We start from the raw sequence: 22,260 nt of genomic DNA, 5'->3' as shown, positions 1-22,260 counted from the left end.
AGGCGCAGCATGCGGCCTGCCGGGGCGGGCCTGTGCGCCCCGCGTGCCGCCGAGGCGGGGCTGGCCCGACGGACCTACGACCCCTGCCTGGAGCAGTCTTATGAAGTATATGCCGACCTACGACCTGATGGAAAGCGTGCGCAATACCAACCAGTGGTTGGGTGCGACCGCGCGCGCCATGGGCGACTACCCGGCGATGGCGATGACCGCCAACCCGGCGATGCAGTTGCTCAAGGCATGGGGCGACGTGACCGAGCGCAGCTTCGCACGCATGGTGGCCAAGCCTGACTGGGGCATCCCCTCGATCACCGGCCCCGACGGCAAGGACCACATCGTCCGCGTCGAGACGCTGGTGGAACGCCCCTTCGGCGACCTGATCCGCTTTACCACCCCCGGCAGAAAATCGCCGAAGAGGCGCGTGTTGCTGGTTGCGCCGATGTCCGGCCACTACGCCACCCTCCTGCGCAAGACGGTGATCAGCCTGCTGCCCGATTGCGACGTGCATATCACGGATTGGCACAACGCCCGCGACATCCCGGTGAGCAAGGGCAAGTTCGACGTCGAGGACTACACCAAATACGTGGCCGAGTTCATGCGCCATCTCGGCCCGGACCTGCACGTGATCGCGGTGTGCCAGCCGGTGCCGCTCACCCTCGCGGCCACGGCGATGCTGGCCGAGGACGACCCCGAGGCGCAGCCGCGCTCGCTGACGCTGATTGGCGGGCCGGTGGATCCCGACGCCGCCGCCACCGACGTTACCGATTTCGGCAGCCGCGTCACGATGGGCCAGCTGGAGCATTCGATGATCCAGCGGGTCGGTTTCAAGTACAAGGGCGTGGGCCGCGAGGTCTATCCCGGGCTGCTGCAGCTCGCCTCCTTCATCGCGATGAACGCCGCCACCCATGCGCAGGCCTTCACCGACCAGATCTTCCGTGCCGCCCATGGCAAGGCGTCCGAGCACGACAAGCACAACCAGTTCTACGACGAGTATCTCGCCGTGATGGACATGACGGCCGAGTTCTACCTCTCGACCGTCGAGCGCGTATTCAAGTCACGCGACATCGCGCGCAACGCCTTCACCGTGGATGGCCGCCAGCTCGACTTGGGCAAGATCACCTCGGTGGCGGTGAAGATCGTCGAGGGCGAAAAGGACGACATCTCGGCCCCGGGCCAGTGCCTCGCCGCGCTCGACCTGCTGACCGGTCTGCCCGATGATCGCAAAGCGGCGCATCTGGAGCCCGGCGCCGGGCATTACGGGATCTTCGCCGGGTCGAGTTGGCGCAACAACATCCGGCCGCTGGTGCTGCAATTCATCGACGCCAATTCCGATGCGCCGGCCAAGCACACGACCAAGGTCGGATCTCCCAGGCCGACCCAGCCGTCGAAGCCCGCCCGGTCGGCCAAGCCCGCCGCCGCAAAGGCGAAGCCGTCCGGGACGAGCAAACCCAAGGCCGCCAAGCCCGAGGCGAAGGTCGCGAAGGACATCGCCAAGGGGGCCGAAGCCGGGGCGCATGAAGCGAAGCCCGTGGCTAAGACAGCCGGACCGGTCGTGGCGACGCAGCCGACGAGCGAGCCTGCCGCCCTCGAGCCGGCCGTATCGAAGCCGACACTGGTGAGTTCGAACAGCAACGCACCGAAGCAGGAGCCGGCCAAACCCGAGGCGGCCCTGCAGCAGGCCGATGCATCGAAGGCCGAACCGTCGAAGTCGGATGCGCCGAAGGGCGGGACCGCCAAGCCCGCTGAGACGCAATCCGACGCCGCGCAGCCCGGCAAGCCGACCCGCGCCGCCAACGACTGAGCGATCAGGCGGCGGCCAGCGCCTTGGCCGCCGCCGTCACCCCGCCCGCGCCATGCGGGATCGACAGGGCCGAGAGCCCCGCCTCGATGGTCCCGAGCGCGCCCAGCACCATATGTGCATTCACGTGGCCCATATGGCCGATACGGAACCAGCCCTCGGGCGGTGTCCGTCCCAGCCCAATCCCGAGCGTCACCCCCATTTCCGTCTCGCACCAGTCGCGCAGCCGGTCCGCGTCAGGTGCGCCCAGATGGATCGACGTCACGGCGTGGCTGCGATCCTCCGCCGAGCGCACGCCGAGCCGCATCTCTCCTTCGCGGCCCCATGCCTCCACAGTCGCCCAGATCGCGCTTGCGAGGCGGGCATGCCGGCGCCAAACCGCCTCGATCCCCTCCTCGACGATCAGGTCCAGCGCAGCGCGCAGCGCGTAGAGGTGATGGGTCGGCGCGGTGCCCGCGAAATACTGGTAATACAGGTCGGGCGCCGCGCGCGGCCGCCAGTCCCAGTAGGGCGTGACCATGTCCGCCCGACGCCGGGCTTCGGCCGCGCGCTTGTTGAAGAAGGCAAAGCCCAGCCCCGGCGGCGTCATCAGCCCCTTCTGGCTCGCGGTGATCGCGACATCGACGCCCATCGCGTCCATCTCGAAGCGGTCACAGCCCATGGAGGCGATGCAATCTGCCATCAGGAGCGCCGGGTGCCCCGCCGCGTCGAGCGCGGCGCGGTAGCCCGCCATGTCGGCCCGGACCCCGGTCGCGGTATCGACATGGCAGGAAATGACGGCGCGGATCTCGTGGCTCCGATCGGCGCGAAGCCGATCGGCGAGCCGGCCCGGATCGACCGGCCCGGCCCCGTTGCTCTCGATCACCTCGACCTCGGCACCCAGCGCCCTTGCCGTGGCGACCCAGCCATGGCCGAAATGCCCTGCCACAAGTGCAAGGATCCGGTCGCCCCGCGCCAGCACGTTCAGAAGCGCCGCCTCCCACATGCCGTGGCCGTTCGAGATGTAGATCGCGGCGTGATGGTCGGTGCCGGCGACCCGCTTCAGGTCGGGAAACAGCGTCGCAGTCATCTCGTGCAGCGCGCCGGTGTAGATGTTGGGCGCCGGGCGCTGCATCGCCGCGAGCACCCGGTCGGGCATGACCGAGGGGCCGGGAATGGCGAGATAGGGGCGACCGTGGGAAAGCGACATGCGGGGGCCTCGCGAGGGTTGATCGGCGCGCAGCCTCGCCCCGCCCGACGCCGCCGTCAACGCCCTCTCAGTGCCCCAGCGCCCGCGCCAGCGCCGCCTCGACCGCCGCCACCTCGGCCTCGCCCTCTTCGGGCATCGCGCCATGCAGGTTGTTGAGGTCGCTTACATAGCCGCGGATTTGCTCGCGCAGCGAAGCGCGGCTACGGTCCGGAACGATGCCCGCCGCGCGCAGCTCCGCCTCGGTTGCCGGCGTCTTTTCCGGATACCTGGTCAGATCGGCAAGCCTCAGCCCGGCGGTGATCCCGCGTCCGCGCGAAAAGAAGCTGCGATAGTCGCGCACCGCCACCAGCCCCATCGGCTCGGGGCCGAGCCCCGCCGCGTGCAGCCTTTGGAACATCACCCAGTTCTCGGCCACCCGGCGCAACACCGGCGTCGAGAAGGCCCGCGCCCAATCCTCGGCATCGCGGCGCCGGTCGAAGCCGCCCAGCACCTCCTCGCGCCGGGGCGCCTTGTGGTAGATGCAATGCTGCCGCCCCGCCACCGCATGCATCAGCTTGATCTGCGGGCCGGGCAGGTACACGGCCCAGGCGCCCCATTTCACCCGGCGCGGTCGCCCGGCGATCATGGCGTGGCTGGGCCACAGCCTTACCTTGTCGATCAGCTCGATGCCTTCGTGATCCATGCCCGCCTCTTTCATCGCTCCGCCCTGCCCTAGGCCGCGCCTGCGGCCCCGTCAAACCCGCCTGCCTTGCGAGAGGGGCTCGGGATGCTTATGGAATGCCGGATGCGTGGGATAGGACCGATGATGAAGCTTCTCGAGGATCTGAAGGCCTGGGAGCGGCGCGCCCGCACCGGGCGGCATCATCACCTCGACGATGCCGGCGCCCGCCGCCGCGCGCTGGCGAGCTACCTGATACTCGACCACGCGATCCTGCGCTACTGGTGGACCAATTTCCATCTCGTGACCCCGGGCGTGTTCCGTTCGAACCAGCCGACGCATGGCCGGTTCGAGAAGATGGCCAAGATCGGCATTCGCACGGTCATCAACTTGCGCGGCGAGGGCGGGCATCCGCGTTACCTGTTCGAGGCCGAGAGCTGCCGGGCGCTGGGGCTGCGGCTTGTCTCGACCCAGCTTTCGGCGCGTCGCGCCGCACCGCGCGGCCAGATCCTGCGGCTATTCGAGTTGCTGCGCGAGGCCGAGCGCCCCGTGGTGATGCATTGCAAATCGGGTGCCGACCGCGCCGGTTTCGCCTCGGCCCTGCATCTTCTGGCCGAGGGCCGGCCGATCGAGGAGGCGCGCCGCCAACTGCATCCGCGCTTCCTGCATTTTCGCCGCTCCCGCACCGGGATCCTCGACCACATCCTCGACCTCTATGCCACGCGGCAGGAGCGCGGCCCGATCGGGATCGAGGACTGGATCGCCACCGAATACGATGCCGAGGCCGCGCAGAGCAGCTTCGAGGCCGGACGGGCCAGGCGATGACCACCGCGCTGCGCCCTCCCGCCGACGCCGATCCGGCTGCGCCGCGCCCTGACCGCCGCGGGCTGTTTCTTTGGCTGTGGCGCAGCTACCTCTCGCGGCACTGGCGCTGGTTGGTGGTCGCGATGGTCCTGATGGCGATCGAGGGCGGCTCGCTGGGGCTGTTCGCCTCGATGATGAAGCCGATGTTCGACGAGGTTTTCGTCGCCGGGCGGACCGAGGCGCTGTGGATCGTTGGCGTCGTGGTAATGGGCATCTTCATCGTGCGCGCCGTGACCTCGCTGGGCCAGCGCGTGCTGATGACCACGATCCGCGAGCGCAGCGCCGCCCGGCTGCGGGCCGACCTGCTGGCGCATCTGATGCGGCTCGACGGCGGCTGGCATCAGGCGCATCCGCCGGGCTACCTGATCGAGCGGGTGCAGGGCGACGTCAACTCGATCAACCAGGTCTGGGCCGCGCTCATCACCGGGGCCGGGCGCGACGTGACCTCGGTGGTCGCGCTGTTCGCGGTGGCGCTCTCGGTCGATTGGCGCTGGACGCTGGTGGCGCTGATCGGCATCCCGATCCTCGTGCTGCCCTCGCTGCTCGCGCAGAAATACGTGCGCCGTCGGTCGCGCAGCTCGCGCGAGATCGCGGCGCGCATGTCGACCCGGCTCGACGAGGTGTTCCACGGCATCGCGCCGATCAAGCTCAACGGGCTCGAGCGCTACCAATCCGAGCGCTATGACCGCCTGATCGGCGCCCGTGTGCGCGCCGAGATTCATGCCTCTTCGGGCCAGGCTGCCATTCCATCGATGATCGACATCATGACCGGTCTCGGCTTCCTCGGCGTGCTGTTCTACGGCGGCGCCGAGATCATCGCCGGTGACAAGTCGGTCGGCCAGTTCATGGCGTTCTTTACCGCCATGAGCCTTGCCTTCGAACCGCTGCGCCGGCTCGGCAACATCTCGGGCCAATGGCAGACCGCCGCCGCCAGCCTCGAGCGGATGCGTGCCATCTTCGACGCGAAGCCCTCTCTCGTTTCGCCCGCGACGCCGCGCCCTGCCCCCCAAGGAGCTCCGGAGATCCGGCTGGAGGACGTACGCCTCGCCTATGGCGATCTGCCGGTGCTACGCGGCGCGAGTTTCACCGCCAAGGCGGGCCGCACCACCGCTCTGGTCGGCGCATCGGGAGCGGGCAAGAGCACGGTATTCAACCTGCTGGCCCGGCTCGTCGATCCGCAATCGGGAGAGATCACCATTGGCGGCGTGCCGACCCGCGCGCTCGCGCTCGAGGATCTGCGCGGGTTGATCTCGGTGGTGACGCAGGACGCGCTGCTGTTCGACGAATCGATCCGCGACAACATCCTGCTCGGCCGGACCGACGTCTCCGAGAAGCGTCTGCGCGAGGTGCTCGACGCGGCGCATGTCTCCGATTTCCTGCCGCGACTGGCCAAGGGCCTCGACAGCCCGGCCGGGCCGCGCGGTTCGGCGCTTTCGGGCGGGCAGCGCCAGCGCGTGGCCATCGCCCGCGCGCTTCTGCGCGACACGCCGGTGCTGTTGCTCGACGAGGCGACCAGCGCGCTCGACACGAAATCCGAGGCGGTGGTGCAGCAGGCGCTGGAGCGGCTTTCGGAGGGGCGCACGACGCTGGTGATCGCGCACCGCCTGTCCACCGTGCAGGGCGCCGACAGCATCGTGGTGATGGACCACGGTCAGGTGGTCGATCAGGGCAGTCATGCCGAGTTGCTGGCGCGGGGCGGTCTTTATGCCGATCTGCATGCGCTGCAGTTCCGCGACCCCGAGACGGGCTGACGTCGGTCGCATGGCCCCCTATGTAGGGCGGCATGACACAGGACCGTAGCATCATCGCCGTCACCGGCGCCGACCGCGAGGAGTTCCTTCAGGGGCTCGTCACCAACGATATCGCCCGGGCGAAGGATGGCCTCGCCTATGCGGCGCTGCTGACCCCGCAGGGCAAGCTCATCGCCGATTTCTTCCTGAAGGGAGAGAGCGACCGTTTCCTGATCGATGTCGCCGCCGAGGTGGCGCCGCAGCTGTTCCAGCGGCTGTCGATGTACAAGCTCCGCGCCGACGTGGCATTGGCCGAGGCCGATCTCAAGGTCTCGCGCGGGACCGGTCCCGCGCCCGACGGCGCCCTGCCCGATCCACGCCACACGGCGCTTGGCTGGCGGCTCTACGGCGCGCAGGCGGGCGATGATGGCAGCGACTGGACGGCGCTGCGGGTCGAGCACCTGATCCCCGAATGGGGTCACGAGTTGGGGCCCGAGAGCTACATCCTCGAAGCCGGGTTCGAACGCATGAACGGCGTCGATTTCCGCAAGGGCTGCTATGTCGGGCAGGAGGTCACAGCACGGATGAAGCACAAGACCGAACTGCGCAAAGGCTTCGTCCGCGTCGCGGTCGAAGGCCCGGCGGAGCCCGGCACCGAGATCACGAGCAGTGAGAAGGTCGTGGGTACGCTGCACAGCCGCGCGGGCGACCGCGCCATCGCCTGGCTGCGCTTCGACAGGGCATCGGAAGAGATGCAGGCCGGCGCGGCGAGGGTGACGCGGCTCGACTAGAGCAGCGCCGGGCCGAGACGTGCCGCCACGGCCTCCCAGGCCGCCTCGCTCGACGCGGTGAGCAGATAGCCCGCGTCGCGCGGCAGGCCGAGATGGTAGCCGCGACCGTCAAGCATCCGCGCCACGCCGCCCGCGCGCGTCACCGCCAAGGCGCCCGCAGCGTGGTCCCACGGATTCAGCACCGCGGCCAGCGCCGCCTCCGCATGGCCCTGGGCGATCAGCCGGTATTCATGGCAGGAGCAGCGCAGGCTCGTCACCCGGCCGAAGCCGGGAAATGCGGCGGCGACGGCATGCTGCCGTTCAGCCGGCAGGAGCGCCAGCGACACGTAGAGGTTCATGCGATCGGGATCGCTGATCTTCGAGGTCGACAGGACCCGGCGCCCGCCGTCCGAGGTCACCAGTTCGCAAGGACCCTCCTCATGTGCCTCGATGCGGTCATCGAGCAACGGGTCGTAGAGGAGGCCATGCGTCACACGACCTCGCTTCCCGAGTGCCAGGATCATGCCGAAGAGCGCCAGGCCGCGCGCAAAGTTCCAGGTCCCGTCGACCGGGTCGATGATCGCCGAAAGTTCGGCCGTGCCCAGCCCGTCGAGGAGCGTGGCATCCTCGGAGACTGACTCCTCCCCCACGATCAACGCGCCGGGCAGCAGGTCGCGCAGCGCCGCCGCGATGCGGGCCTCGGCCCTGGTGTCGGCTTCGGTGACGAGGTCGTCGGGACCGCTCTTGGTGGCGATGTCGCCTTCCCCGAGCCGCCGGAACCGGGGCAGGATCTCGGCCCGCGCCGCGGCCTTCAGGATCTCCGCCAGTTCGCCATTGCCGATCATCGCCACCTCCCGCCAAGAAAAAGGGGCGGCCCCGGTGGAGCCGCCCCCGATAGGGCGCAGTCTGCCGATCCCCGGTCCGGCCGCAAGGCCGGAGAGACTCAGGCGCGCTCGGCGTATTCCATGGTCTCGGTGTTGACGACGATGTCCTCGTCCTGGCCGATGAAGGGCGGCACCATCACCCGCACGCCATTGTCGAGCAGCGCCGGCTTGAAGCTGTTGGCCGCGGTCTGGCCCTTCACCGCCGGCTCGGTCTCGACGATCTTGCAGGTGACCTTCTGCGGCAGCGACACGTTCAGCGCCTCGTCACCGTAATACTCGATATGCACGGTCATGCCGTCCTGCAGGAACGGGCGGCGATCGCCCAGAAGCTCGGCCGGCAGCGCGATCTGGTCGTAGGTCTCGCTGTCCATGAAGGTCAGCATGCCGTCGGCTTCGAACAGGAACTGCTGGTCCTTCTGCTCGAGGCGCACGCGCTCGACCTTGTCGGCGGAGCGGAAGCGCTCGTTGAGCTTGGAGCCGTTGCGCAGGTTCTTCATCTCGACCTGCGCGAAGGCGCCGCCCTTGCCGGGTTTCACGTGATCGACCTTCACGGCAGCCCACAGGCCGCCATTGTGCTCGAGAATGTTGCCGGGGCGGATTTCGTTACCGTTGATCTTGGGCATGTCGGTCCATGTGACGGAATTGTGGCGATGGGTTGATCGAGATTGGCCCCCGCCTATATCTCGCGGGTCGCCCCAAGGCAAGCTGAGCCGACTCGCCCCAGCCCCGCAAGGTCGTCACACGCGGAGCCATGCACTGAACACATGGCTGACATTCCGAAAACGGTGACCCGAATCACCGTGGTTTCGGGCTAGTCACTCTGACGCATTGGCGACAAGAGCAAAAAGAACGTAAGGAAGCATGATGAAGGATTTCGTTGACGGCACCGCCTACAACAACGAGCAGGGCAACCGCGCCCGCAAGCTCTTTGCGGCCGTCGTGCTTGCCGCTCTGGATGACGCCATCGCCGACGACAAGAAATATGGCAACGGCCCCGAGCAGATCGCCCGCTGGGCGCGGTCGCGCGACGGGCGCGAGGTGCTGTCCTGCGCCGGCATCGATCCCAACGAGCGCGTCGTGGCGGGCCTGATGGAATTCGTGGGCAAGGGTGTGCGCACCTCGGTCGCGCTGTCGCGCGAAGAGAGCGAGCGTCGTCATGCGGCCGAGCTGGAATCCCGCGCGGCCTGATCGACGCTTCCCGACCTGCTGAAAAAACGCGGCTTCCATTCGGAGCCGCGTTTTTTCTTGCCCGGTAGCAGTTTCAGAAGACGAAACGCCAGATCCCCGAAGACCCCAGTTCGGCCACAAGCAGCAGTACCAGCCCCGCCCGCAGAACGAGGCTTCTGAACCGCCAGAGCATGAAGCTCGTCAGCACCACGGACAGGCCCGCCTCCAGGGGCCCGATGATCCCGGCATGGTGGCTGCGGTCCCAGTAGCTCAGCGGCGAAACGAACCGCCAGTCGCTCAGCGGCCAGAACATCGGCCGGGCATCCGCCCCATGCAGCGGCAGGTCGAGCGCGAGGTGCAGCAGCCCCGCCCCGGCGAAGGCAATGAGAACGGGCCAGCGCCGCCAGATCGCGAGGGCCAGCAGCGCGCCCCAGATCGGGAACGAGTTGTCGACGGCGAAGACGGACATCCACGCATCCGAGAAATAGTATTCGCCAAAAATCGTGCGGGCCGGCACATCGCCGACGGACCGTGCCCAAGCCACCATGAGGTAGAGCGACAGGTCCGGCGCCAGCCCCCCAAGCAGCGCCGCCGAAGTCACAGCGGGCCTTCCTGGCCGCCCGAAGGCTGCCGCCCCGAAGATCAGATGCGCGGGGGTGTTCATGGGCTTTCCCTTGGGCCGTGCCGTCCCTAGACAGCTATCTTAGGCGACAGGCGACGGAAAGCGGCGGCAGGCATGGCACGAGCGATCATGATCCAGGGGGCGGGCTCCAATGTCGGCAAGTCGATGATCGTCGCCGGGCTGGCACGCGCGGCACGGCAGCGCGGCCTCTCTGTCGCTCCCTTCAAGCCCCAGAACATGTCGAACAACGCTGCCGTGACCGAGGATGGCGGCGAGATCGGCCGGGCGCAGGCGCTGCAGGCGCGCGCCGCCGGGGTCCCGCCGCATACCGACATGAACCCGGTTCTGCTCAAGCCCGAAAGCGAGACCGGCGCGCAGGTGGTGGTGCAAGGCCAGCGTCTTACCACGGCGCGGGCCCGGGATTACGCGGCCCTGAAGCCGCAACTCTTGCCGCGCGTGCTGCAAAGCTTTCGCAGGCTCGCCGCCGCGCATGATCTCGTCATCGTCGAAGGCGCGGGCAGCCCGGCCGAGGTCAATCTGCGGGCGGGCGACATCGCGAATATGGGCTTCGCCCAGGCGGCCGGTGTACCGGTAGTGCTTTTGGGGGATATCGACAGGGGCGGCGTGATCGCGCAACTGGTCGGCAGCCATGCGGTTCTGGATGCCGACGACGCGGCCCTGATCCGGGGCTTTGCCGTCAACAAGTTCCGCGGCGACGTCAGCCTCTTTGCCGAGGGCATGCGTTTCATCGCAGGCCGCACCGGCTGGGCGCCGCTGGGGATCGTGCCGCATTTCGCCGAAGCCTGGCGGCTGCCCGCGGAGGACGCGGCCGAGATCGTATCGCGGCCCGGCGGTGCGCTGAAGATCGTGGTGCCGCGGCTGAACCGGATCGCCAATTTCGACGATCTCGATCCGCTCTCCGCCGAGCCCGGTGTCAGCGTAACGATGATCGAACCGGGACGCCCCCTGCCCGGCGATGCCGATCTCGTGCTGATCCCCGGCTCCAAATCCACCATCGCGGATCTCGCAGCCTTTCGGGCGGAGGGCTGGGACATCGACCTGCGCGCGCATCTGCGCCGCGGCGGCCGCGTCATGGGCATCTGCGGCGGCTACCAGATGCTGGGCCGCTCGATCGCCGACCCCGAGGGCATCGAAGGGCCGCCGGGCCAGGTCGAGGGGCTGGGCCTGCTCGATGTCCAGACGGTGATGCGGCCCGAAAAGCGGTTAGGCTTGGTAGCGGCGCAGTTTCGTGCGGATGGTACGCCGCTCCGGGGCTACGAGATCCATATCGGCCGAACCACCGGACCGGATCACGCCGCGCGGGCGTGGCTCGACATCGAGGGCCGCCCCGAGGGCGCGGCAAGCGCCGACGGGCTGGTGCGCGGCTGCTATCTGCACGGGCTGTTCTCGGAGGACGCTTTCCGCGCCGCCTTTCTAGCCGAACTGGGCGTCGTCTCGCGCCCCGGCTACCAGGATGCGGTGGAGACGACGCTCGACGCGCTCGCCGCGCATCTCGAGCGGCATCTCGATATTGAACGGCTGCTCGCTCTCGCGGCGGCGGTCTGAAGGATCACTCGAATTCGCCGCTTGCCAGCGCCCGGAATATCTCGCGACGCACCAGCTTGCGCAGGTTGCCGGTGATCCGGTCGCCCAAGGGACCGCGCAGCTCCTCGCGCAGCACCTCGGTGATCAGACGACGCAGCATGTCCTCGTCGACAAGAGCGTCGGGGGACGGCGTTGGAGCGGCCGCCTCGCCCGACTTGGCCGCTGGCTCCGCGACCTGCGGCCGAGCGGGCGCTGTCGCCGCCGACTGCTCCTGCATCTCGGCGGCCGTCTCCGGCCTGCTCAGGGGTTGCTGATCTTCGACATCGGGACCAGACGCCTGCGGTTGCGGGGCGCTCTGCATCTCGCGCGGAACGCTCGGCGCGGCGCGTCCGGTGGACACGGGGCCGACATGGCGGCGGCTCAGGAAGGGGGTGTCCTCGGCCCGCGCCGAGGACCAATCCATCACCGGCGCCGGTTCGCTGCCGTCGGGCTCCCACTCGTCGGCACGATGGGTGATCGCCGATTCGAGTTCGGCAATCGTCTCCTCGAGACGCGAGCGCAACGAGCCGCCCTTGTCAGAAGATGCGGCGGTCAGGTCGGCAGGCTCGAAATCATCATCGACCGATGCCGCGCCGGGCGTTCCCGTGTTTGCCGCGACGGGCGCCGGAAAGCGCGATGGCCGCTCGGCCGCACCCTCTCGGCCGGACACCCGCAGCGCCGGCGTCAGGACCAGCGGCGCATCGCCGCGTCTTTCGGCGCGCACCCGCGATGGTGCCACCGGCGATCTGCCGGTTGCATCGGCCGATTGCTGCGGCGCGGGACGGCCCCCGCCCTGCCCCTCGCCATCCGCAAGCAGCCTGCGGATGGAGGAGAGCACATCCTCGATTTCGACGCTCTTGACCGGATCGGACATGATCTACCCTGCTTGCCTCGAATGAAGTCTAGCGAAGCCCCGGTCGCCCGGCAACAACCCCGCCAGCAGTGGTTCAGCGGCCGATCGCCTCGAGCACACGGTCCAGCGCCTTGCCCTGCGCCGATGTGGCGGCGGGCGCGTTGCGCACGAGGTTGTAGTAGGCCACCGGGTCGTAGACCTGTACCGGCAGCCCCAACTGCTCGGCGGTCAACCGGCCGATCGCTGCCAGCACGACGTAACCCGCCAGCGTCTCGTCGATCTGCGCCGAAACCAGCGTGGCACGCGCGTCGAGCAGGTCCTGCTCGGCATTGAGCACGTCGAGCGTGGTCCGCGCCCCGAGCCGGGCCTCCTCGCGCAGGCCGTCGAAGGCCACTTGCGCCGCCCTAACTTCGCGGGTCGAGGCCTCGATGCTGGCGCGCGCGACGGAGAGCAGCGAATAGGCGTTGGCCACGGTCTGCTCGACCGTGCGGCTGGTGTTGAGCAGATCGCCCCGCGCCGCGTCGCGATTGGCCTTGGCTTGCCGAATCTGGCTGGCCAGCTGGCCGCCCGAATAGATCGACTGCTGCATCCTGATGCCGATCTGCTCTTCGTCGTCGAAATTGTCGTCGACCGAGATGCTGCCGGTGAGCGACAGTTCCGGGCGAGTCGTCGCCTCGGCCCGGGCGATGTTGAGTTCGGCGACAGTGACGGCATACTGCGCGCCCTTGATCGACGGATGCTCGCGCCGCGCGATGGCCTGCGCCTCGGCAAGGCTTCCCGGAACTCGCGCATCGGGCGCTTGGGCGAGGCCATCCGGATTGCGCCCGACCGCCGCACGGAATTCGGCGATGGCTTGGGTCAATCCGCCCTCTTCGGAGGCAAGAAGGCTGCGCGCGGACGCCAGGGCGGCCTCGGCCAGCGACACGTCGGTCCTCGTGACCTCACCAACCTCGAATCGGTCCTGCGCGGCGCGCAGTTCCTGAGTGATCAGACGCAAGTTGTTGCGGCGCAGTTCGACGAAGGCGCTGGCGCGCTGAACTTCCATGTAGGCTTGGACGATCCGCTGCAACACCTGCTGCTCCACGCCGCGGAGCCCTTCCCGCGTGGAAAGCACCAGCGCCTTTTGCGCGTCGATGCCGTAGCGGCTCTGACCGCCATCATAGAGCAGCAGCGACGCGGAAAGGGTAGCAGAGCTGGAGACGTCGAAACTGTCGACACCGGCCGTGCCGGGAGCGGCGTCGCGCAGCGCGCTGCTGGTGGAAAGAGCGGTCTGAGCCGACCAGCTGATGATCGGCCTCAGCGCACCGATCGCCTGCGCCACGTCCTCGTCGGCCGCGCGCAGCAGCGCCCGGTTCTGATCGAGCAGCCCGCTGTTCTCATAGCCATAGGCCAAGGCTTGCGCGAGCGTGTCAGCCCGCGCGGGCGCCACGACGGCGGCGGCAAGGCCGGCACCCAAAATCAAGCTACCTACAATTCGCCGCATACCACCCTGCCCTCTTGTTTTTCACTCGTGCCCTTACAGCACGAAGTCCTGTTCCGCCTCGAAACCCTTCAGAAGCGGCGCTCCCGCGTTGAACGCGAAGCGCCACGAGATCCGCCCGTCGATCTTGTAACCGATCCGGACCACGCCCAGCGCGCCTTCGGCGAAGATCGCCGCGACCCGGCCGCCTTCGCGCAGCTGCGCGTCAAGCGCATCGGGGAAACGTTCGATCGCGCCCTCGATGATGATGACGTCATAGGGACCGCTCTTGGGCGCCCCCTCGGCCAGCGGGGCGCAGATCACCGCCGCGTTATCGACGCCATGCTCGGAGAGGATCGACTGCGCCTCGGCGGCGCGCGCCTCGTCATCCTCGACCGCCGCAACGAAGCCCGCGAGCCGCGCCAAGAGCGCGGTCGAATAGCCCAGGCCGCAACCCAGATCGAGCACCGCGTCCTGCGGATCGATCTCGAGCCCGTCGAGCATCTTGGCCAGCGTCCGCGGCTCCAGCACCACGCGGTCCCCGCCCAGCGACAGGTTTTCGCCCACATAGGCCGCCTCGCGCAGCGCCGCGGGCACGTAGGCCTCGCGCGGCACATCGAGCATCGCGTCGATGATCGGAAATTTCGTCACGTCAGAAGGCCGCACCTGCGTATCGACCATGAAGACGCGGCGGGTCGCATAATCAACCACGGACCGGACTCTTTCGTTCAATTTCTCCATGGCCGTGATGCCACAACCTCCGGCAAGCGGCAACTGCTCAGCGCCTTTGCCAAGCCGCCGCACCGCTTTGGTCGTGCCTTGCGGCCACACATGCAGATTGTTCACGGAGGCGGCGACGCCGTACCCCGCTGGCCACGAACTGCGGTCGGCAGCCTGCAAGACGATGTTCGAAGAGCGGTAAAGTGATTGTATGCAGACTTTTGACCGCTTGATGGAGTCGCGATGCGGGCAGCCATACCATCATGTTTCTGCACGTCTCACGACATGAGCCATTCGAAACCACCCTTCGACAGGTCAGTGCATTCAGACCCATCAGCCGGTTCGGAAAGACATCGATAATTGCTTGACGCCTGCCACGACAAACCATAGTGAAGCCGACACCGAGGCGGGTTGGCGGAGAGGTTACGCAGCGGATTGCAAATCCGTGTAGACCGGTTCGATTCCGGTACCCGCCTCCATTTTATTCTAAATCATAGGGTTAGTGGCTTAGCGGTCGGGTGTGACACAAAATGGGACACACGCCCTATGATGCTGTCATCCTATATAAGCCCCTCACGGCACGGGGTTTACTACTTCCGTTGGCCTATCCCTTCATACGACGAGGGGAAGCGGAAGACTGTTCGCATCTCACTACGGACACGCTGCCCGGATCGGGCTGGAGATTTGGCCCGGCATCTTGCATCCTGCGGACGTTTGCTACGCGAGAACAGTGCATTGGCGGGATTGAGACAAGCCGAGATACGCGAGAAGGTGCAAGCCTACTTCAAGGCGCAACTGGACCAGTACCTTTACTGGCTGGACCGACGCGGCTTGTCGAAGAACGCCTTGGAAGACGTTCGGTGCGAGATGCTGGACCATGAAAGCTATCTCGACATGGAGATGGAGAGCGACCAGTACCTGCCCGTCAAACCGTTCCTGCGAAAATCGGGCCTGACAGTGCGGGACTGGCAATCCAGCCAGCCCATGATGCAACGCGAACTCCGCAAAGGTCGCCGGGACTTGCTCAGGGCCGTTCTGGAAGCCGCTGAGCGCCTTGAGCATTATTCCTATGACGATGCCCCGGCTGTCGCTCCTGCCCCTCCTGCGCCTGTTCTACCAGCGTCATCGCCCTTGGGTGCGGCGGTGGACGATTTCATCGCCGAGCATTCGCGCCAATGGGCTGGCAAGACCATTGGCCAGAACCGGGCTTACCTGAATATCCTTGTCGAATACTTCGGCCCAGATCGGCTACTTGCCACGATCACCAAGCAGGATGCGAGCGAAGTCAAGAAGGTGTTGCAGGCGCTACCGGCAAGCCGGAACACCAAGCCGAAGTTGAAGGCCATGCCGCTGATGCAGGTCATCAAGGAACCCGGGCACAAGAAGATCGCGGCCAAAACGATCAACAGCCATATCCAGATGTTCAAAATGTTCTTCGACTGGGCAGAACGGCATGGCCACTCACCGCACACGCTCTTTGAAGGCATGAAAGTGAAAAAGGACAAGGCCAGCGAGAGTGAGCGCAAGCCCTTCACACAGGACCAAGCGCGCCTGATCTACACCGAGTTGACGGAAAACCCGTCTGGGCTGGTTCGCAAAGACAGCCACAAGTGGGGGATGCTTTTGGGCATGTTCACTGGGGCGCGCCTGAATGAGATTTGCCAACTCGACATTGCCGATGTGCAGCAGGACGGCGACATATGGTTCCTGAACATCACGGACGAAGGCGATGATAACAAAAGCATCAAGTCGAAGGCAGGACGGCGCAAGGTGCCGCTGCATTCCGAGTTGATCCGCCTTGGCTTTCTCGACTTCGTGGACAGCCGCAGAAACGGCACACGCCTATTCCCTGATTACAGCTACAGCGCCAACGGCGGCTATGGCCGAAACTTGGGCCGATGGTGCAATGAAAGTTTCTTGCCCAAGCTGGGGATCAAGCAGCCGGGTCTTGTCTTTCATAGCCTGCGGCACACCGTGGTGACGCGACTGAGCCAAGCAGACGTGCCCGAACCCATTGTGCAATGCATAGTCGGTCATGCGCGTTCCGGCGTCACGCAAGAAGTCTATAATCGGGAAGGCTACACGTTGACCCAGTTGAAAGAGAATATTGACCGCTTAGTAGTGAGCAAGACAAGCTAACCGATACGCGGGTCGGGGCCATCATGCATGGCCCCTTCCATCGTGTAAGCAAAGCGACCAGCTTCGTCGCGGATCGCTTCGAGTGCTCTGGAGGTCATCGCTTCTTCGGTGACTTCTGCAATCCAATCCGGGTCCACTTCGTCCATGCGCTCAAGTGCAGTCAGTTGCGCAACGATGAATGCCGCGCCGTTCGTATGCATGTCCAGATCGGACAGTTTCAGACCGATTGCCTGCACCGTTCCATCGAATGCGCCGAGCGCAGCGGCGGCAATCTCTTTGTCTTCAAGGTCGCGCTTGATCGCTGTCAAATAGCCGACATGATGAATGCCCGCCGCAAGGCGCACGTCTTCCAAGTTATCAAACTGGGACGCTAAAATAGCTTCATTGGGTTCAGTTTCGGCAGGCTCACTAATCGGCGCTTCGTTTTGATGCCTCAGTGGTACAATAAAGTTTTCCGCTGCTTTCGGGTTCATTGCACCTGCGCAAAAGGCGCTCACCACAAAGGCCAACCCCAAGGGCATGACGAAAGCTAAAAGCAAGAAACCGGCAACAATAAACAGCCACCAGTACGCCCTGAAGAACCGCATAGCGCCGGTGGCCACCAAAAGTTGCATTTGCAGGTTCCACCAATAACGCCCGATCACACCAAGGCTGGAACTTGCGGCGGCCACGCCTTCGGTCGCAGCACCGTAGGCGATGTGGTGGTCAGGTGACTTGTCGTTAAGGCTCATGGTGCACTCCGACGATGTACTTGGCACGCTTCCATACCCAGCGCGGCATCCAGTTAGAGGGACTATTAGTATCTGATTTTTAGATACCTGGTTTTGAGATATAGTCAACGAGCCCAGTGCAACAGCATGGGGCGTTCATGCCTAAAACTCTTGGAGATCATAGGCATGATGCTCTTGTTCGCTATCTCGTCGAGAAGCGGGGCGAGGCAGGCTTGAAGCAGGTGGAACTTGCACAGCGGATGAAGGTCTATCAGTCCTTCATCGCGCGGCTGGAAAGTGGTCAACGCCGCGTGGACGTGGTGGAACTGGTCAAGCTGGGCGAGGTGCTAGGCTTCGACCCGGCGGAGATCGTGGGCAAGCTGGCAAAGATGTCAGACTGACCGCTTTTCAGCCCCGGCTTATTTGCCCCAGTAATGGGGAGAAAACCATTATTAGGCCCGTAAGCTACTCACATATAGACAAGTCGAACATCTTCACGCCCCTAATGCCTCATCCTCAAAGGAAGCTTTGAAATCGGTATTAGTCTGCCCCGTCTCATTGAAGAATGGTAGGCCAAGAACGGTATAGCCCCGGCCTTGAAAAACCGTTTCAAGTCGAGCCTTGGCTTTCACTTGCTTAAGGAAGTCCTGTTTCCAGTCGTCTTGCGGGCGCAACTGGTCGCCCTTGGGTTCGATGAATAGCTGCAACATCGTACTGGCTTCCTCGCCCCTTTTCCTCAGAAACAGAACGAAGTCGGGTTCAAAGGCGCGTCCGGTGTCGAAGTCGTACAGCTTCACCGCCTTCTCGTTCCTCAGCAGGTAGAAGTCGTCATAGATGCCGCGCAACCGGGCTTCCTGATCATGCATGTACTTGATGAAGTGCTTTTCTTGATCGGTGCCGTAGCTGTCATCATAAACGTGCCATTCCTTGCCGCTCAGGTCGATCTGATCCAGCCCCGGCAACTCTGTTTCACCCTTGACCCAACTCTTGCCGGTCTCGCCTTCGATCCGCAGTTTCAGCACCTTGTCCGTGAAGCGGTCCTTGATGGGATAGGGCTTGAAGTCCTTGGTGCCGATATACTCGACACTTTCGCGTTTCACGCCATTTTCGATCTGGTGCAGGACGTATTGTGCGATGTCCAGCTTTTGCCGCGAGGTCAAGTTGTCCAAGTCATCGGGCAAACCGCGCACGCTCACTGTCACGCCGCCGAGATAGGTGTCAGAGGTGACAAACTGCGATACACTGGCGAGTTGCGGGAAATAGGTCTGCAAGTCGGCAAAGTGAAAGAAGTCGTTGGCGTCCATCGCAAAGCCTAGAATGGCCCTACCAAAGTCGGCCAGCTTGAAGTCGCGGGACACGGGTTCCTTGCTGGACGGCTTCAACGTCAACTGTCCACCGCCAAAGGCAGAGGCTTCTGTCACCCGGCCTGTCATCAGGTTGGGATAGGTGAACGAGCCTTCGATCTTGTAGGCGTCCAGCCCCGCCACACCGTCACGCGGGTTCTTCACCCGGTCATTCGTCCAGACATATTCCCTCACATATAGGGAGGTCTGCTTGAAGCTGTCCTTGAGCCGCAATCGCACTGTCCGGGCTGTTTCGTCCAGCATCCCGGTTTCACGCAAGGCGTTTCGGATGTCTTGGATATACTTGGGATTGTGTGAGCAGTGATAGTGCAGCCCTTCCAGCACCCGCAAAGGATGGTCCACGGCGCTGTCATACTTGCGCTTTTCCCGTGCAGCGTCGGGCTGGTCCGGGGCTATGAACGGAAAGTACCGCGCCCCGCGTCCGATCAACTGCGCTTCGGCCATCGTGGTCTTGCCCACCTTGTTGGCCTTGCCGTCCCGCGTGTCATACAGGCGCACAATGTCGAACAGGTTCAGCACGTCCCAGCCTTCGTTCAGCTTATCGACGGCGAAGATCACCCGTATCTCGTTGTCGCGGTCCTCCAAGGCATTGAGTTCTATCTGTCTGTTTTCCAAATCCTTGGGATTGTTGACGTTCACCACCTTCTCGGGCGCAAAATCCCCCTGTAGCTCACGAGCGAAATCAGCGCCGCTCATGGCCCGTTCGTCCATAATGAAGGCGAAGGCCCGCGAAAGGGTCCCATCGCCCTCAGAGGCCGCTCTGAGCGCGTCCAGCGCCTCGCCCGTCAGCCCGGCCACCATCGCCGTGAACGCGGCTTCGTTGTCGGCGCTTTCCTTGATCGTCTTGGACTTCATCAGGATCACCGGCTTGCATTGCAGCCCGTGCGCCTCGGCCACCTTGCGGCGGTATTGGCTCAGAACCATCGCCTGCATCATCCGGGCCTCGGGCGGCAAGTCGGCCTGTCGCAACTCGATGTCCTTGGAATAGCCGTCTTCCCGAAACTGCCGCAGCGAATAGTCGTACAGTATCTTGTCGGCATACTTCGCCCGGATCGCGTCGTTAGTCAGGTCAACGGTCGCGGTAAACTCCAACAGCATGTTCTCGGGATGCTGGCGGAAAATCTCGGATACCGTGCCTTCCCAACTGGCTTTTTCCTTCGCTTCGTCCTTGGTCAGCTTGTCCTTGCTCTTGGTCTCGGCGTTCAGGTGGTGCGCCTCGTCTGAGATCATCACCACCTTGTAGTCGTGGAAATCCTCGATGGTGACGGCGTTCTCTTTCGGGGCCTGCATCCGGGTGTGCAGCCCTTGAATGGTGGTGAAATGGATGTTGATTGCACCGCCTGATACCGCGTCGAACGTGTCCACCGCGCGGATGTCCACCGGCTTGTCGTCAATGCGGATCGTGGGCGCGAACAGATGCTTGGCCGATGCGGGGTTGAGGAAGTTGTCCTTGGTCTTCTCGATGATCTGAGCGGAGTTCACAAAGAACAGGAAGTTGCGATAGCCGCGCCGATACAGGTCCAGGATCAGCGCCGCCATCAGCACAGTCTTGCCGCTGCCCGTGGCCATATGGAACAGCAAGTGCGGAGCCTTGGGGCGTGCATCGTACTTGTCGATGTAGAACAGCCAGCGTTCCAGCGCCGTGCGTTGGTAGGGACGCAACTCGATCTTGGGCGCGAGGTTGCCGGTGATGTCGTCGGGAATGTCTGACTTTAGCGCCCCGTACTTGGCCAGCGCATCAAACTCTTGGGTTAGCGTCTGGCTCATTGGTCCAGCCCATAGAAAGAGCGGGTCGCGCGGGTGTCTTCGTCCGAGATGTCAAAGTCCGCATCGCCAAGGGAACCAAGATTGACATAGAGGTGGTTTGCATCAAGGCAGTCTATCAACACGCGCTTGGCGTCGTCCAGCGGAAGCGCGGGGAAGTCATCGGTATTGAAGGCGCTCAGGTCCACGTCATAGCGTAGATAGCCGGTGGCCTGCATGTCGGCATGGATGATTTGCAGCACGGCCATATCCGGGGCCGCTTCGATCCGGCAGGCAAAGGCGGAGTTAGAAGCCGCGAGTTCGGCATAGACAAACGATCCGCCGCCCTGCCACTCGACGGCTTTGGAAATGCCGCCCTGTTCGCCTTCGATGACTTTCTTGAGGCGGGATACAGGAAGATCAAGCACGTAGTCCATCTGCTCGACTGCAAGCCACCTCCGATCCATTTTCATGGCGACGGAAGGTGTTGTTCCTGAACCAGAAAAGAAATCAAGCACTAAGTCGCCGGGCTTAGACGCAATATATACAATCCGTTGAAGCAAACGCTCTGGTTTAGATGTCTCAAACTGCCCAAGCAAACCCAAGGCATTCAGTTCTCGCCTGCTTTCTTGAGTGCTTCCCACTTCGCTATGAGCAAAAATGGTCTTTGGGACAACTGTGGCATCCTCGGAAGTCAAAAACTTTTTTAGACGTGGCTTTGAATTATTCCCATTCTTGCCCCACCAGATCACGCCCTCTTCAACATGGCGCTTGTGCGCCTCTGGATCGTATCCCCAGACGCGCGTTTCGCTGGGCCATATCTCTTTTCCCGTATTGGGATTGATGATTGGATAGTAGAGATTAGGTCTCGCACTTTTAGATTGGGAGCAAGTATAATCGGCAGATGTCCACGCCCCACGCGGATCATCATCCTCGTTTTTGTAGTTCGACTTCTGGCTATCGCTCAGCGGCAATGGGTTAGGCGACCAACTAGCCCTATCCCTTGCAAATAAAAGTATGTGGTCGTGGTTATCAGAAATATATTGGGCATCATTTTGCGGTGAAAACTTCTTCTCCCAAACGATGTTTCCAATGAAATTATCCCGTCCGAACACCTCATCCATTAACACCTTGCAATAGTGCGCTTCGCCATCGTCCAAGTTGACGAAAACAGTTCCATCCCGGCTCAACAACTCCTTGGCTACCTCAAGCCGGTTCCGCATGAAGGTCATCCAAGCCGAATGATTGAAGCGGTCATTATACCGAAACCCGTCATTACCTGTGTTATAGGGCGGGTCGATATAGATTAGCTTCACCTTCCCCGCGTACCGTGCTTTCAGCGAATGCAGCGCCAGCAGGTTGTTGCCCTTGATAAGCAGGTTGTCATCCTCTGACACCTCCCCCACAAGCTTGGCCTTGCCGTCTGCCACGGCCTCCGCGTCCCAGCGTTCCCAGCCGGTCAGCACCTTGGGTTCAAACAGCCGCGTGATGTCGTCCGGGGCCAGCGTCATGTTCCAGAACACCTCGTTCCGGCCCCGGTCCTCTTTCGTCATGCCGCCTTCCAGCACGCAATCCTTGTAGGGCCACGCCAGAACCACATCGCGCGACTGGCTCAGGTAATCGCCCTTTCCATCGGTCAGCCCGATGCGGTTCTTGAAGGCGGTATAGCTGTCGGGCAGGAAGGCTTTGTTGGACACAAAGTCCTGAAACTTCACCTTGTCGAAGACAAGCGCCCCCGCCACCTCGGTAAAGAAATGCGCCATGATCGCGTCGGACTGCATCAACAGTTCCAGCAGCCGCGCATCCATGTTCAGCGCGGCTTCGATCACCGCGTTCTTGAGGATCGCCCCATCCGAGATGAACGCCTGTTCGGCTTGGAGAAGCGCGGTCAGGTCATCGAGAAGGTTCTGCATGGATGGTCGCCCCTGTGTCGGTCTTTTCGCCCTTGTGCCTGACGGAACAGGGAAAATCCAGCGGTCCCTTATTTGCCCCGGTAATGGGATCATTGG

General features: G+C 64.0%; 18 protein-coding genes, 1 tRNA gene and 1 pseudogene. 9 read left to right on the top strand and 11 right to left on the bottom strand.

The window, feature by feature from the left end:
• Positions 1–100: 100 nt before the first annotated feature.
• A pseudogene (gene phaZ, locus ACRAQ3_RS05030) lies at positions 101–1,354 on the top strand (polyhydroxyalkanoate depolymerase); the annotation flags it as partial.
• A 448-nt stretch (positions 1,355–1,802) separates the two neighbouring features.
• Here the strand turns inward: phaZ and ACRAQ3_RS05025 are convergent.
• Both ACRAQ3_RS05025 and ACRAQ3_RS05020 read right to left on the bottom strand, forming a co-directional pair.
• Positions 1,803–2,984, bottom strand: coding sequence for a pyridoxal-phosphate-dependent aminotransferase family protein (locus tag ACRAQ3_RS05025; RefSeq protein WP_432255887.1), 1,182 nt, complete (start codon positions 2,982–2,984; stop codon positions 1,803–1,805).
• A gap of 67 nt (positions 2,985–3,051) precedes the next feature.
• A complete protein-coding gene (locus ACRAQ3_RS05020) occupies positions 3,052–3,666 on the bottom strand; it encodes a hypothetical protein (RefSeq protein WP_432255886.1) in 615 nt (204 codons plus the stop codon).
• Between the two features lie 120 nt (positions 3,667–3,786).
• Here ACRAQ3_RS05020 and ACRAQ3_RS05015 point away from each other — a divergent pair, with 120 nt between their 5' ends.
• The 3 genes from ACRAQ3_RS05015 to ACRAQ3_RS05005 are packed head-to-tail and all read left to right on the top strand — an operon-like array spanning position 3,787 to position 7,027.
• On the top strand, positions 3,787–4,467 hold the full coding sequence (locus tag ACRAQ3_RS05015; protein WP_432255885.1) for a tyrosine-protein phosphatase: 681 nt from the start codon (positions 3,787–3,789) through the stop codon (positions 4,465–4,467).
• Entirely contained in the window at positions 4,464–6,257 is a 1,794-nt protein-coding gene (locus tag ACRAQ3_RS05010; protein ID WP_269396998.1) for an ABC transporter ATP-binding protein, read from the top strand. The genes ACRAQ3_RS05015 and ACRAQ3_RS05010 overlap by 4 nt, the downstream gene beginning before the upstream one ends.
• 32 nt (positions 6,258–6,289) lie before the next feature.
• Positions 6,290–7,027 (top strand): YgfZ/GcvT domain-containing protein, encoded by a 738-nt coding sequence (locus tag ACRAQ3_RS05005; RefSeq protein ID WP_432255884.1) that lies wholly within the window; start codon positions 6,290–6,292, stop codon positions 7,025–7,027.
• Here ACRAQ3_RS05005 and ACRAQ3_RS05000 read toward each other — a convergent pair.
• Positions 7,024–7,851, bottom strand: coding sequence for an inositol monophosphatase family protein (locus ACRAQ3_RS05000; protein WP_269397000.1), 828 nt, complete (start codon positions 7,849–7,851; stop codon positions 7,024–7,026). The two genes, ACRAQ3_RS05005 and ACRAQ3_RS05000, sit on opposite strands and share 4 nt — an antisense overlap.
• Positions 7,852–7,949: 98 nt before the next feature.
• The gene (efp, locus tag ACRAQ3_RS04995) at positions 7,950–8,513 is read right to left on the bottom strand and encodes an elongation factor P (RefSeq protein WP_432255883.1); all 564 of its coding nucleotides are present in this window, start codon (positions 8,511–8,513) and stop codon (positions 7,950–7,952) included.
• Between the two features lie 241 nt (positions 8,514–8,754).
• On the opposite strand from efp, the gene ACRAQ3_RS04990 reads away from it, so the two are divergent.
• Positions 8,755–9,078, top strand: coding sequence for a DUF6280 family protein (locus ACRAQ3_RS04990; protein WP_026147324.1), 324 nt, complete (start codon positions 8,755–8,757; stop codon positions 9,076–9,078).
• 73 nt (positions 9,079–9,151) lie between these two features.
• Here the strand turns inward: ACRAQ3_RS04990 and ACRAQ3_RS04985 are convergent, their stop codons facing one another.
• On the bottom strand, positions 9,152–9,721 hold the full coding sequence (locus tag ACRAQ3_RS04985) for a cobalamin biosynthesis protein CobQ (RefSeq protein ID WP_432255882.1): 570 nt from the start codon (positions 9,719–9,721) through the stop codon (positions 9,152–9,154).
• A 72-nt stretch (positions 9,722–9,793) separates the two neighbouring features.
• Here ACRAQ3_RS04985 and ACRAQ3_RS04980 point away from each other — a divergent pair, with 72 nt between their 5' ends.
• Positions 9,794–11,245, top strand: coding sequence for a cobyric acid synthase (locus ACRAQ3_RS04980; protein ID WP_432255881.1), 1,452 nt, complete (start codon positions 9,794–9,796; stop codon positions 11,243–11,245).
• A gap of 4 nt (positions 11,246–11,249) precedes the next feature.
• Here ACRAQ3_RS04980 and ACRAQ3_RS04975 read toward each other — a convergent pair whose 3' ends face one another.
• From ACRAQ3_RS04975 to ACRAQ3_RS04965, 3 genes are all read right to left on the bottom strand, one after another.
• Positions 11,250–12,137, bottom strand: coding sequence for a hypothetical protein (locus tag ACRAQ3_RS04975; protein WP_432255880.1), 888 nt, complete (start codon positions 12,135–12,137; stop codon positions 11,250–11,252).
• A 73-nt stretch (positions 12,138–12,210) separates the two neighbouring features.
• Positions 12,211–13,578: a TolC family outer membrane protein gene (locus tag ACRAQ3_RS04970; RefSeq protein ID WP_432255879.1), complete on the bottom strand. Its 1,368-nt coding sequence runs from the start codon at positions 13,576–13,578 to the stop codon at positions 12,211–12,213.
• A 54-nt stretch (positions 13,579–13,632) separates the two neighbouring features.
• The gene (locus ACRAQ3_RS04965; protein ID WP_085894688.1) at positions 13,633–14,286 is read right to left on the bottom strand and encodes a protein-L-isoaspartate O-methyltransferase family protein; all 654 of its coding nucleotides are present in this window, start codon (positions 14,284–14,286) and stop codon (positions 13,633–13,635) included.
• A 414-nt stretch (positions 14,287–14,700) separates the two neighbouring features.
• Between ACRAQ3_RS04965 and ACRAQ3_RS04960 the strand changes: the two genes are divergently transcribed.
• Positions 14,701–14,774, top strand: a tRNA-Cys gene (locus tag ACRAQ3_RS04960).
• Positions 14,775–15,066: 292 nt separating this feature from the next.
• Positions 15,067–16,434, top strand: coding sequence for a tyrosine-type recombinase/integrase (locus ACRAQ3_RS04955; protein WP_432255878.1), 1,368 nt, complete (start codon positions 15,067–15,069; stop codon positions 16,432–16,434).
• Here ACRAQ3_RS04955 and ACRAQ3_RS04950 read toward each other — a convergent pair.
• Positions 16,431–17,165, bottom strand: coding sequence for a hypothetical protein (locus ACRAQ3_RS04950; RefSeq protein WP_432255877.1), 735 nt, complete (start codon positions 17,163–17,165; stop codon positions 16,431–16,433). The two genes, ACRAQ3_RS04955 and ACRAQ3_RS04950, sit on opposite strands and share 4 nt — an antisense overlap.
• Before the next feature lie 137 nt (positions 17,166–17,302).
• Here ACRAQ3_RS04950 and ACRAQ3_RS04945 point away from each other — a divergent pair, with 137 nt between their 5' ends.
• Entirely contained in the window at positions 17,303–17,545 is a 243-nt protein-coding gene (locus ACRAQ3_RS04945; protein WP_432255876.1) for a helix-turn-helix domain-containing protein, read from the top strand.
• 93 nt (positions 17,546–17,638) lie between these two features.
• On the opposite strand, the gene ACRAQ3_RS04940 is transcribed toward ACRAQ3_RS04945, so the two are convergent.
• Both ACRAQ3_RS04940 and ACRAQ3_RS04935 read right to left on the bottom strand, forming a co-directional pair.
• The gene (locus tag ACRAQ3_RS04940; RefSeq protein WP_432255875.1) at positions 17,639–20,275 is read right to left on the bottom strand and encodes a DEAD/DEAH box helicase family protein; all 2,637 of its coding nucleotides are present in this window, start codon (positions 20,273–20,275) and stop codon (positions 17,639–17,641) included.
• Entirely contained in the window at positions 20,272–22,164 is a 1,893-nt protein-coding gene (locus ACRAQ3_RS04935) for a DNA methyltransferase (RefSeq protein WP_432255874.1), read from the bottom strand. Before ACRAQ3_RS04935 ends, ACRAQ3_RS04940 begins: the two co-directional genes overlap by 4 nt.
• Positions 22,165–22,260 lie beyond the last annotated feature (96 nt).

This window comes from Limimaricola sp. AA108-03, from assembly GCF_050847355.1.
GTDB lineage: Bacteria > Pseudomonadota > Alphaproteobacteria > Rhodobacterales > Rhodobacteraceae > Limimaricola.
The sequence above is the reverse complement of the archived record's forward strand: the minus strand, read 5'-3'. Positions and strand labels throughout refer to the sequence as shown.

What these genes read in the sequence shown, in the direction of transcription:
- ACRAQ3_RS05005 (WP_432255884.1), top strand. Translation starts at nt 6,290, where the DNA reads ATGACACAGGACCGTAGCATCATCGCCGTCACCGGCGCCGACCGCGAG.
- ACRAQ3_RS04980 (WP_432255881.1), top strand. Translation starts at nt 9,794, where the DNA reads ATGGCACGAGCGATCATGATCCAGGGGGCGGGCTCCAATGTCGGCAAG.
- ACRAQ3_RS05010 (WP_269396998.1), top strand. Translation starts at nt 4,464, where the DNA reads ATGACCACCGCGCTGCGCCCTCCCGCCGACGCCGATCCGGCTGCGCCG.
- ACRAQ3_RS04985 (WP_432255882.1), bottom strand. Translation starts at nt 9,721, where the DNA reads ATGAACACCCCCGCGCATCTGATCTTCGGGGCGGCAGCCTTCGGGCGG.
- ACRAQ3_RS04990 (WP_026147324.1), top strand. Translation starts at nt 8,755, where the DNA reads ATGAAGGATTTCGTTGACGGCACCGCCTACAACAACGAGCAGGGCAAC.
- ACRAQ3_RS05000 (WP_269397000.1), bottom strand. Translation starts at nt 7,851, where the DNA reads ATGATCGGCAATGGCGAACTGGCGGAGATCCTGAAGGCCGCGGCGCGG.
- ACRAQ3_RS04940 (WP_432255875.1), bottom strand. Translation starts at nt 20,275, where the DNA reads ATGAGCCAGACGCTAACCCAAGAGTTTGATGCGCTGGCCAAGTACGGG.
- ACRAQ3_RS04935 (WP_432255874.1), bottom strand. Translation starts at nt 22,164, where the DNA reads ATGCAGAACCTTCTCGATGACCTGACCGCGCTTCTCCAAGCCGAACAG.
- ACRAQ3_RS04950 (WP_432255877.1), bottom strand. Translation starts at nt 17,165, where the DNA reads ATGAGCCTTAACGACAAGTCACCTGACCACCACATCGCCTACGGTGCT.
- ACRAQ3_RS04945 (WP_432255876.1), top strand. Translation starts at nt 17,303, where the DNA reads ATGCCTAAAACTCTTGGAGATCATAGGCATGATGCTCTTGTTCGCTAT.
- ACRAQ3_RS05020 (WP_432255886.1), bottom strand. Translation starts at nt 3,666, where the DNA reads ATGGATCACGAAGGCATCGAGCTGATCGACAAGGTAAGGCTGTGGCCC.
- ACRAQ3_RS05025 (WP_432255887.1), bottom strand. Translation starts at nt 2,984, where the DNA reads ATGTCGCTTTCCCACGGTCGCCCCTATCTCGCCATTCCCGGCCCCTCG.
- ACRAQ3_RS04975 (WP_432255880.1), bottom strand. Translation starts at nt 12,137, where the DNA reads ATGTCCGATCCGGTCAAGAGCGTCGAAATCGAGGATGTGCTCTCCTCC.
- ACRAQ3_RS05015 (WP_432255885.1), top strand. Translation starts at nt 3,787, where the DNA reads ATGATGAAGCTTCTCGAGGATCTGAAGGCCTGGGAGCGGCGCGCCCGC.
- efp (WP_432255883.1), bottom strand. Translation starts at nt 8,513, where the DNA reads ATGCCCAAGATCAACGGTAACGAAATCCGCCCCGGCAACATTCTCGAG.